The sequence below is a fragment of the Dietzia sp. DQ11-38-2 genome (assembly GCF_014145055.1).
GTDB lineage: Bacteria > Actinomycetota > Actinomycetes > Mycobacteriales > Mycobacteriaceae > Dietzia.
Window position 1 is genome coordinate 1 of the sequence record NZ_JAALDW010000027.1, and the last position, 9,627, is coordinate 9,627.

Consider the following 9,627-nt stretch of genomic DNA (forward strand, 5'->3'; position numbering starts at 1 on the left):
AGGCGGGCGACGATCTCGACGTTCCGCAGCGACCAGATGGAGCGCGCGCGGCGGGGGGTGAACCGTTGCACGAACGTCGTGTCGTCGTAGGTCCGTCGTTGCCCGTCGATCCATCCGCTACAGAGTGCTTCCTCGAGCGCCTCGTGGTAGGAGAGCGAGGTGGGGCGAGTGACGCCCTTCTTCGCGAGCATCAGCCAGGTCCCGTCGCAGGTGTCGTCGTGTGTCGTGAGCCACTCCCGCCACTGATCGACGTGCTCCACGATCAGGGGTGAGTCGGGGCTTTGCGTCGCGCGGTTGTCCGTCGTGCTCATGGCTCGAGCCTGACAGGCCGATAGGTCAGATGGCGTCCTCATTCCGGGATCGCGCGCTCACTGGACCGTACGGCGCGCACGCGTCGCGCCGCGCTAGCCTCGCAGCATGGCTCAGTTGGTCGTGACCGGCATTCCACGGCGCCCCTCACCGATGGGCGGGCGCCGCCCGAAGCGCGACGAGCTCGCCCGGTTCGCCACCGACGACCCGCACGCGGTCGACGACGTCCTGCCCGCCGACGCCGAGCAGCTGCGACTTCTCATCGTCGGGGTCAATCCGGGCTTGTGGACCGCGGCCGTCAACGCGCCCTTCGCGAGGCCGGGAAACCGGTTCTGGCCGTCACTGCACCGGGCGGGGCTGACCGATCACGTCGTGGATGCCGCGGAGGGACTGTCGGCCCCGGACGAGCAACAGCTCCTCTCGCGGGGGCTCGGGATGACGAATCTTGTGGGCCGGGCGACCGCGAGGGCGGACGAACTCACCCGGGAGGAACTGCGCGCGGGCGCGGAGCGCGTGACAACGCTGGCCGGGGAACTGAAGCCCCGAGTCGTGGCCGTCGCGGGGATCACGGCCTTCCGGACCGCGTTCGCACTGCCGAAGGCTGGTTACGGGAAGCAGAACACCTCGGAGGTCGCTGGGTGGCCCGGCGAGGTCACGCTGTGGGTGCTTCCGCAGCCCAGCGGGTTGAACGCGCACGAGACTCTCGACTCCCTGGCCGAACACTGGCGGGAGGTCTGGAACGCGGTCGAGGAGAGTCGGCACTCCGCCGCGGGCTGACGCGCCACCGACCCGTAGGCCCCTCAGGTGACGTTCTCTCCGCGACCGGAGCGGACGGACTTCTCGACCAGAACCCGGATCTCCTCCGCCAGGGCGGGGACCGGGCCTGACACGGGGATTCCCGGGGCCACGTCGCTGATGCCGAGCGGAGAGAGCGGCCCGGGCTCCATGCCGAGATCGGCTTTCCAGCCCGCATACTGAGCACCGCTGGAGGCGAAGACGATGCGCCCGAGCCCCACGAAGGCGTGGGCGGCGCTGCACATCGCGCAGTGTTCGCCGGAGGTGTATACGACGCTGGCCGCGCGTTCCTCCGGCTGCATGTTCTCCGCCGCCCATTTCGCGATCGCGAACTCCGGATGGCTGGTGGCGTCCCCGCTCGATTCGCGGTTGCGGTCCTCGAAGCGCACCGTCCCGGCCTCGTCCACCAACACCGACCCGAACGGCTTGTCCCCCGCCTCCAGCGCCCGCCTCGCCAGGTCGACACAGCTGCGCAGGTGGACGAGGTCGTCGGCTCCCACAGGGCGGGACTCGACCGTGGTGTTCACTGGGTCTCCTTGCAGGGTTGCTCCGCGCGACGGCAGCCGGGCGCGACGGTAGTTGGTGATATGGGGAGTCAGGTCCGACGACGCTCAGGATTCGTGTCGGAACCCGACCTTGATGGTCACCTGCCAGTGGGCCACCCGGTCGCCGTCCAGCTTTCCGCGGACGGACTGCACCTCGAACCACTCGAGGTTGCGCAGAGTCTTGGATGCCTCGGCGATGGCATTGGCGACGGCGGCGTCGGTTCCCTCGGGGGAGGATCCGACGATCTCGGTGACGCTGTAGACATGGTTCATGGTGCCCTCCAGATAGTGTGACCGGGCTCACCCTATCGCGATCCGCGACCTCGCTGCGTCGGATGCGATCGCCCCCGTACGACACCGCCCCCGTCGGCGCGCGGCCGGCGGGGGCGATCAGATCGTACAGTCGATCAGCCGAGCTGTCGAGTCATCCGCCGAGGCTCTCGAGGGCGGCGTTGAAGGTCGCGCTGGGCCGCATGACCTCGCGCAGCTTGTCGACGGAGGGCTGGAAGTACCCTCCCAGGTCGACCTCTTTGCCCTGGACCTCGAGCAGTTCGCCGAGGATCGTGTCCTTGTCGGCCGTGAGCTTCTCGGCCAACGGGGCGAAGTGTGCGGCCAGGTCCGAATCGTCGGTCTGCTCGGCGAGCTCCTGGGCCCAGTACAGCGCGAGCCAGAACTGGCTACCCCGGTTGTCGAGCTCGCCGGTGACGCGGGACGGCGACTTCCGGTTCTCCAACAGCTTGCCGGTGGCGGTGTCGAGCGTCTTGGCCAGGATCGTGGCCTTGGGGTTGTCGTCCTTCCGGCCGAGGTCGTCCAGGCTCGCCCCGAGGGCGAGGAACTCACCGAGCGAATCCCACCGCAGGTGGTTCTCTTCCACCAGCTGCTGGACGTGCTTCGGCGCCGACCCTCCCGCGCCGGTCTCGTAGAGCCCGCCGCCCGCCATGAGTGGGACGATCGACAGCATCTTGGCGCTGGTGCCCAGCTCGAGGATCGGGAAGAGGTCGGTGAGGTAGTCGCGCAGGATGTTGCCGGTCACCGAGATGGTGTCCAGGCCACGCCACGCGCGCTCGAGGGTGTACCGCATGGCACGCACCTGCGACATGATCTGGATGTCCAGGCCCTCGGTGTCGTGGTCCTCGAGGTACTTCTTGACCAGCGTGATGAGGTTGTTCTCGTGCGGCCGGTACGGGTCCAGCCAGAAGACCGCGGGCATCTCGGACGCGCGGGCGCGGTCCACGGCGAGTTTGACCCAGTCGCGGATCGGTGCGTCCTTGACGGTGCACATGCGCCAGATGTCGCCGGCCTCGACGTTCTGGGACAACAAGACCTCGCCGGTGGCGGCGTCGACAATGTTCGCGACCCCGTCGTACTGCACCTCGAAGGTCTTGTCGTGGCTGCCGTACTCCTCGGCCTTCTGGGCCATGAGGCCGACGTTCGGGACGGTGCCCATCGTGGTGGGGTCGAACGCCCCGTTGGTCTTGCAGAAGTTGATGATCTCCTGGTAGATCCGCGCGAACGTGGACTCGGGGATCACCGCCTTGGTGTCCTTCTTACGGCCGTCGGCACCGTACATCTTCCCGCCGATGCGGATCATCGCGGGCATGGACGCGTCGACGATGATGTCCGAGGGGGAGTGGAAGTTGGTGATGCCGCGCGCCGAGTCGACCATCGCGAGCTCCGGCCGGTACTCGTGGCACCGGTGCAGGTCCTCGATGATCTCCTCCTTCTTGGAGGAGGGAAGCGAATCGATCTTGTTGTAGAGGTCGACCATGCCGTTGTTGACATTGATGCCCAGCTCCTCGAACAGATCGTGGTGCTTGGCGAAGGCCTCCTTGTAGAAGACCCTCACGGCGTGACCGAACACGATGGGGTGGCTGACCTTCATCATGGTGGCCTTGACGTGGAGCGAGAACATGACGCCCGTCTCCTTGGCGTCGTTGAGCTGCTCCTCGTAGAACTCGAGCAACGCCTTCTTGCTCATGAACATCGAGTCGACGACCTCGCCCTTCTCGAGGGGGACCGTCTTGAGGACGTGGGTCTCGCCGTCCGGGGTCACGACCTCCATGCGTGCGTCGCAGGCCCGGTCGAGGATGATCGACTTCTCGCCGGCGTAGAAGTCGCCGTGCGTCATGTGCGCGACGTGGGTCTGCGACGCCATCGACCACTTGCCCATCGAGTGCGGGTTTGCCCGGGCGTACTCCTTGACAGCCTTCGGGGCGCGGCGGTCGGAGTTGCCCTGGCGGAGCACCGGGTTCACGGCACTGCCCAGGCATGCCGAGAGCCGCTCGGCGGCCTCGACCTCCTCCGGGGTCTTGGGATCGTACGGGTACTTGGGGATGTCGTAACCCTTGGCCTGGAGCTCCGCGATCGCGGTGTTCAGCTGGGGCACCGAGGCGCTGATATTGGGGAGCTTGATGATGTTGGTGCCGGGCTTCTGGGTCAGCTCACCCAGCTCGGCCAGGTTGTCGGGCACCTTCTGCTCGTCGGTCAACCGGTCGGGGAACGCGGCCAGGATGCGGGCGGCGACCGAGATGTCGCTCGTCGTGACGTCTATGTCGGCGGCGTCCGCAAACGTGCGGACGACCGGGAGGAAGGCCTCCGTGGCCAGTCGTGGTGCCTCATCGGTGAGGGTGTAGATGATCTTCTGTCTGCCTTGGGTCATGTCGGCTCTCTTCGTTTCAGGCTGATCGTGTTCTTGTGGAACGGCATCAGCACGCCTGCACCATCATCACCCGAGCCGGGTCGGCGTCGCCATAACCCCCGGTGTGGTCGATCGGTGCACATGCGCGTTCGGTGATCGTCTCGGCGTCACCCTGCACTGTGACCGACAGCGCACGCCTTCGCGGCGTTTTCCGGAGTTGGGGACCCCGACCGGGGCGTGCCCTCCGGGTCCTGAACGCGGCGTGCCGAACAGGCCTAGGCTCGTGGGACAGCTACAGCCGAGGAGGCGTCGACGATGACCGATGTGGATCGACGAGCACGGGAACTGGCAGCTCTGCACGAGTCGGGCGACCTGGTAGTCCTCCCCACCGTCTGGGACACCTGGAGTGCCCGGATCGCCGCGGCCGTGGGGTTCGAGGGACTCACCGTGGGGAGCCACCCGGTCGCCGACGCGATCGGGAGCGCCGACGGCGAACAGATGGATTTCGGCGAGTACCTCGAGGTGGTGGGCAGGATAGCCAGGTCGGTCGACCTCCCGGTGAGCGCGGACGTGGAATCCGGCTACGGACTCGCCCCGGACGAGCTGATCGCCCGCCTGCTCGAGGCCGGCGCGGTCGGCGCCAACATCGAGGACGTGGTCCACGGTGAGGGCGACCGGGTCCGCGACAAGCACGAGCACGCCGACTACATCGCCGCCGCCCGCCGGGCGGCCGACGACGCCGGGGTGCCCTTCGTGATCAACGGCCGCACCGACGCGGTCAAGTTGGGCGGCGAGGTCTTCTCCGACCCTCTCGCCGAGGCGGCCGAGCGCATCGTGCTGATGGAACAGGCGGGTGCGCGCTCGGTCTACCCGGTGGGCCTCACCTCCGCGGATCAGGTGACCAGGCTCGTGCGGGCGGTCTCGATCCCGGTCAACGTCACCGCTCATCCCGTGAAGGGCCACGGCGCCGGTGACCTCGCCGTCCTCAGGAACCTTGGGGTGCGAAGGGTGTCGTTCGGCCCGCTGTGGCAGATGTGGCTCACGAAGGTCTCCACCGAACAGCTCTCCTACTGGGCCGGCCCCGACCAGTAGTGGGTTCAGACCGTAGGGGGTGGCGTCAGTCCGATGCGCCCGGGCGTCTCCGGGCCGCTTTGGCCTGTGAGCGTCGACTCTTCGCCTCCAGTCGACGTAGGCGCGATCCGTAGGTCGGCCGTGTCGGCCGCCGGACCGCGTCGGGGGCGAGCGCCTCCCGGAGCAGGGCCGCGAGTCGGTCCCGCGCGGCCCGCCGATTCTGCCGCTGGGACCGGTGTTCCGACGCGGCGACGGTGAGGACGCTGCCCGCGAGCGACGGTGCGAGCCGGTCGAGAGCGCGGGCGCGTTGGGCGTCGTTCAGGGCCGTGGTCGTGGCGAGGTCCAGGCTCAACTGCACACGGGAGTCCGTGGTGTTGACACCCTGACCGCCGGGTCCCGAGGACCGCGAGAACTGCTCGACGAGCTCTCCTGCGGGCACGCGGAGACCGTGGGAGAGGCCCGGGCCGGGCATCACTCGCAGATCGTCCATGACGTCCAGTGTGCGCCGCCGACATCCCCGGCATAACCATGACGCACGCTGGTAAGGGATATCTTCACATCTGGGCGTTCCGTGCCGTCGGCATGAGGATCCGAGCCCGGTGCGAGGGGATGACGATGAGCGAGAAGGTCGACGAACGGGTCGGGAGGAACAGGCGGGCCGCGGGGATCATCCTGGCGATCGCGTCGATCGCCCTGGGAGCCCTGGTGATCCTGGCCCACCTCGACCTCCCGGAGATCGTCAGGCTTGCGGGGATCGGTCTCGTCGTCGTCGGACTCGCGACGGTGATCGGCGTCGACGGCGCCGGACACTCCCGGCGGTGGACGCGGATGCTCACCGGTGTTGCCATGGTGGTGGCGGGAATCGTGGTGCTGGTGTGGCAGTCCGCGAGTATTCGCAGCCTGCTCTGGGTCATGGTCACCGCGCTGATCGTGCACGGGGTCCACACGATCGTGGCGGCGGTCCGGAGCGAGACCGACCGCCGGGTGGCGGGACTGTTCAGCGGCACCGCCGCCGTCCTGTTGGGGCTGTTGTGCCTGGTCTGGCCGGTTCTCGCGATCGAGCTGATCAGGTACGCGGTGGGCGCGTGGTTGGTGTTCGTGGGGCTGCGCGGGCTTGTGGATCCATGGTTCCACCGCCGACGGTCACGAGCGACCGACAGGGCGGAGTCGGGACTCCTCCGCCGATGGGGACGGACGATCCTCGCGGTGACGGTCTTCCTGGTGGTGGTCGCGCTCGCGATCGGCAGCGCCGTGCTGCTGCGCGGGGACGACCGCCCGGCACCCGACGGTTTCTACACCTCTTCGGAGCCACTACCCGCCGAAGCCGGAATGCTGCTCAAGGCCGAGACCCTCACCGTCGGCGTCCCCCCCGGGGCCGACGCCTGGCGCATCCTCTACACCAGTACAGCGCCGGACGACTCCGTCGTGGCCGTGAGCGGCACCGTCATCGCCCCGGGTGACCGCACCGCGGACCCCCTCCCGCTGCTCAGCGTCGCGCACGGGACCACCGGCATCGTCCCGCGATGCGCGCCGTCGCTGAGTCCCACCCCGTTCGCCGACGGTGCGGGAGAGGCGCTCACGCAGATGGTGATCCAGCACGGCTGGGCGGGGGTGATCTCGGACTACTCGGGTCTGGGCACGCCGGGAATGCACCCGTACCTGGTCGGAGAGGTGGAGGCGCGCAACGTCCTCGACGCCTCCCGCGCCGCGCAGCAGCTCGACGGCCTGAACCTCAGCAGCGACACCGTGGTCTGGGGGCACTCCCAGGGCGGGCACGGTGCGTTGTGGACCGGCCAGATCGCCGAGGACTACGCCCCCGAACTCACGGTGCTCGGCATAGCCGGTATGGCCCCCGCCACCGACCTCTACACCCTCGCCGAGATGAGCAAGGGCGAGGTGGGCGGTAAGACGGTCTCCGCCTACATCGCCCACTCGTGGAACGAGGTCTTCCCCGAGCTGGATCTGGCCGGGCGGCTCAACCCGGGCACCGCGCACGGCGTGGAGAAGATCGGCGAGCTGTGCTTCAACGAGCAGGACGCGATCGCCGCGCTGGTCCGGGGGACCCAGATCCCGGAGCAGGTGTTCCCCGATTCGGTGCTCGACGGCGATCTGGGGGAGAAGCTGCGGGAGAACTCGCCGACCGGCCCGTGGCCGGCGCCCGTGCTGATCGCCCAGGGGCTGGCCGACCCGCTGGTCAAACCGGCGATGCAACAGGAGTGGGTGGACGCCAGATGCGCGGACGGTGAACCGCTCGACTATCGGACCTTCCCCGGCCGGGACCACAACGGAGTGGTCGCCGCGGACTCCCCGCTGACCCCGCAGCTCGTCTCCTGGACCCTCGACCGCTGGAACCGGGTGGCCCCCACGCCCACCTGCTGAGCAGGTGCCGCACAACGTCGAGGCGACGAGAGTCTTGATAATTTCCTATATAGGAATATGATCCCTGTCATGGCACGCGCATCCACCACCTCGGACGTGTTCAACGCGATCGCCGAACCACAGCGCAGGGAGATCCTGGTGCTCCTGCGGGAGGGTGAGCGGCCGGCGACCGAGGTGGCTGTGGAGCTGGGGATCACCCAGCCCGGAGCCTCCAAGCACCTGCGCGTGCTCCGCGAGGTCGGCCTGGTGCGCGACCGACGCGAGGGCAAGCAGCGCATCTACCACCTCGATCCCGGCGGGCTCCGACCCGTCCACGAGTGGGTCGGCGGGTTCGAGCGGTTCTGGAACGAGAGCTTCGACAGGCTGGACGACTACGTCCGCGAGATCGCGCGGGCCGAGGAGGAATAGACCATGGGGGAGAACAGGCGGGGCGACCCGGCCGGGCGGGAGACCGAGGACCGCGAGATCGTCATCACGAGATACATCGACGCGCCGCGCGAGTTGGTGTTCCGCGCGTTCACCGAGGTGCAGCACCTGGCCCGGTGGTGGGGACCGGAGGGGTTCACCACCACCACCCGGTCCTTCGAGTTCCGCGAGAACGGTGTGTGGGACTTCGTGATGCACGGCCCGGACGGAACCGACTACCAGGAGTGGATCACCTGGCGCGAGATCGTCCCGTCGGAGCGGATCGCGCTGCGTCACGGCGAGTCCGCGGAGGATCCGGAGGCGTTCGAGTCCGTCCTGGACTTCGAGTCCGAGGGCGGGGGGACCCGTGTCGAGTTCCGCACGATCTTCCCCACGAGGGAGCTCCGCGATCGCGCGGCGCAGGAGTACCACGCCGTCGAGGGCGGCGAGCAGACCCTGGCCAACCTCGCGGCCCACGTCGCCGAGCTCGCCGCCGGACAAGGGGAGCCGGGGGTCCGGAGGCAACTGGTCCGGGTCCACAACTTCTCCGTCTCGCTGGACGGGTTCGGAACGGGGGAGGGGCAGTGCCTCGAGGCGCCCTTCGGTCACGCCGGGCACCGGTTGTTGGAGTGGGCGCTACCGACACGAACCTTTCAGGACATGGGATTCCACGGGGACCGAGAGGCCTCGGTCGGGGTCGACGAGACGTTCGCGAGCCGATGGAACACGGGTGTCGGCGTGGAGATCATGGGCCGTAACAAGTTCTCCCCCACCCGGGGTCCATGGGGGGACGACCCGTGGCGTGGCTGGTGGGGAGACACCCCGCCCTTCCACACGCCGGTGATCGTCCTGACCCATCACCCCAGGCCGACGCTGGAGCTGGACGGCGGCACCACGTTCCACTTCATGGACGCCGACCCCGCCACGGCGCTCGACGCCGCGCGCGAACTGGCAGGTGGCCTGGACGTCCGCATCGGCGGGGGAGCGAGCACGATCCGTCAGTTCCTCCGGGCGGACCTGATCGACCAGATGCACATCGTCGTGGTGCCCGTCATCCTGGGTCGGGGTGAACGATTGTGGGACGGGGTGGAGGGGCTCGAGGAGCGGTTCCACATCGAGTCGACACCCTCCCCCAGCGGGGTCATCCACCTGAGCTTCTGGCGTCGTCGCACGCCGGGGCCGCGGACGACCTCAGGCGTGTGAGGAATCGCCGGGGCTCACCAGAGACCGCCTGGGACGCGGAGCCGGAGTAGAGCGCACTCGCGCAGGTCCTGCACGGCCGGCGGCAGCGGCATCGGCACGACGTCGGCCTCACCAATAGACTGGGCATCCACCACCCGCTCCGGATTCGAGGACCGCACGATGGCACCGCACGACCCCGGCGTCGCCCAGGCCGCGCCGCCCGAGCCGTCGTCACTCATCGGCCGCGTGCGCGAACCGTGCCTCCACGTGATGAGCTGGAACATCCGCCGGCCGGTGCCGGCC

At 68.7% G+C, this 9,627-nt stretch carries 9 protein-coding genes and 1 pseudogene; 5 read left to right on the plus strand and 5 right to left on the minus strand.

Features of this window, described 5'->3' with window-relative positions; all coding sequences use genetic code 11:
- Positions 1 to 311: pseudogene (locus tag G6026_RS01080) on the minus strand (hypothetical protein); the annotation flags it as partial.
- Positions 312 to 417: 106 nt separating this feature from the next.
- Here G6026_RS01080 and G6026_RS01085 point away from each other — a divergent pair.
- Complete coding sequence (locus G6026_RS01085) at positions 418 to 1,086, plus strand: mismatch-specific DNA-glycosylase (protein WP_182611986.1); 669 nt, start codon at positions 418 to 420, stop codon at positions 1,084 to 1,086.
- A 23-nt stretch (positions 1,087 to 1,109) separates the two neighbouring features.
- Here the strand turns inward: G6026_RS01085 and G6026_RS01090 are convergent, their stop codons facing one another.
- The 3 genes from G6026_RS01090 to G6026_RS01100 form a co-directional block, all read right to left on the minus strand.
- Complete coding sequence (locus G6026_RS01090) at positions 1,110 to 1,631, minus strand: nucleoside deaminase (protein WP_182611987.1); 522 nt, start codon at positions 1,629 to 1,631, stop codon at positions 1,110 to 1,112.
- Between the two features lie 84 nt (positions 1,632 to 1,715).
- A complete protein-coding gene (locus tag G6026_RS01095) occupies positions 1,716 to 1,922 on the minus strand; it encodes a dodecin (RefSeq protein ID WP_095719345.1) in 207 nt (68 codons plus the stop codon).
- Positions 1,923 to 2,073: 151 nt separating this feature from the next.
- On the minus strand, positions 2,074 to 4,308 hold the full coding sequence (locus G6026_RS01100; protein ID WP_107756788.1) for an NADP-dependent isocitrate dehydrogenase: 2,235 nt from the start codon (positions 4,306 to 4,308) through the stop codon (positions 2,074 to 2,076).
- Between the two features lie 294 nt (positions 4,309 to 4,602).
- On the opposite strand from G6026_RS01100, the gene G6026_RS01105 reads away from it, so the two are divergent.
- Complete coding sequence (locus G6026_RS01105; protein ID WP_182611988.1) at positions 4,603 to 5,379, plus strand: isocitrate lyase/phosphoenolpyruvate mutase family protein; 777 nt, start codon at positions 4,603 to 4,605, stop codon at positions 5,377 to 5,379.
- A 25-nt stretch (positions 5,380 to 5,404) separates the two neighbouring features.
- Here G6026_RS01105 and arfB read toward each other — a convergent pair whose 3' ends face one another.
- Positions 5,405 to 5,848 (minus strand): alternative ribosome rescue aminoacyl-tRNA hydrolase ArfB, encoded by a 444-nt coding sequence (gene arfB, locus G6026_RS01110; protein WP_182611989.1) that lies wholly within the window; start codon positions 5,846 to 5,848, stop codon positions 5,405 to 5,407.
- Between the two features lie 125 nt (positions 5,849 to 5,973).
- Between arfB and G6026_RS01115 the strand changes: the two genes are divergently transcribed.
- The 3 genes from G6026_RS01115 (at position 5,974) to G6026_RS17850 (ending at position 9,345) form a co-directional block, all read left to right on the plus strand.
- Entirely contained in the window at positions 5,974 to 7,737 is a 1,764-nt protein-coding gene (locus G6026_RS01115; protein ID WP_241725936.1) for a lipase family protein, read from the plus strand.
- A gap of 69 nt (positions 7,738 to 7,806) precedes the next feature.
- Positions 7,807 to 8,145 (plus strand): metalloregulator ArsR/SmtB family transcription factor, encoded by a 339-nt coding sequence (locus G6026_RS01120; protein WP_107758138.1) that lies wholly within the window; start codon positions 7,807 to 7,809, stop codon positions 8,143 to 8,145.
- A gap of 3 nt (positions 8,146 to 8,148) precedes the next feature.
- Entirely contained in the window at positions 8,149 to 9,345 is a 1,197-nt protein-coding gene (locus tag G6026_RS17850; protein ID WP_309230187.1) for an SRPBCC domain-containing protein, read from the plus strand.
- Positions 9,346 to 9,627 lie beyond the last annotated feature (282 nt).

Excerpts from the sequence above, each read along its gene's own strand:
- G6026_RS01095 (WP_095719345.1), bottom strand. The coding sequence starts at position 1,922 with ATGAACCATGTCTACAGCGTCACCGAGATCGTCGGATCCTCCCCCGAG.
- G6026_RS17850 (WP_309230187.1), top strand. The coding sequence starts at position 8,149 with ATGGGGGAGAACAGGCGGGGCGACCCGGCCGGGCGGGAGACCGAGGAC.
- G6026_RS01120 (WP_107758138.1), top strand. The coding sequence starts at position 7,807 with ATGGCACGCGCATCCACCACCTCGGACGTGTTCAACGCGATCGCCGAA.
- G6026_RS01105 (WP_182611988.1), top strand. The coding sequence starts at position 4,603 with ATGACCGATGTGGATCGACGAGCACGGGAACTGGCAGCTCTGCACGAG.
- G6026_RS01115 (WP_241725936.1), top strand. The coding sequence starts at position 5,974 with ATGAGCGAGAAGGTCGACGAACGGGTCGGGAGGAACAGGCGGGCCGCG.
- arfB (WP_182611989.1), bottom strand. The coding sequence starts at position 5,848 with ATGGACGATCTGCGAGTGATGCCCGGCCCGGGCCTCTCCCACGGTCTC.
- G6026_RS01100 (WP_107756788.1), bottom strand. The coding sequence starts at position 4,308 with ATGACCCAAGGCAGACAGAAGATCATCTACACCCTCACCGATGAGGCA.
- G6026_RS01085 (WP_182611986.1), top strand. The coding sequence starts at position 418 with ATGGCTCAGTTGGTCGTGACCGGCATTCCACGGCGCCCCTCACCGATG.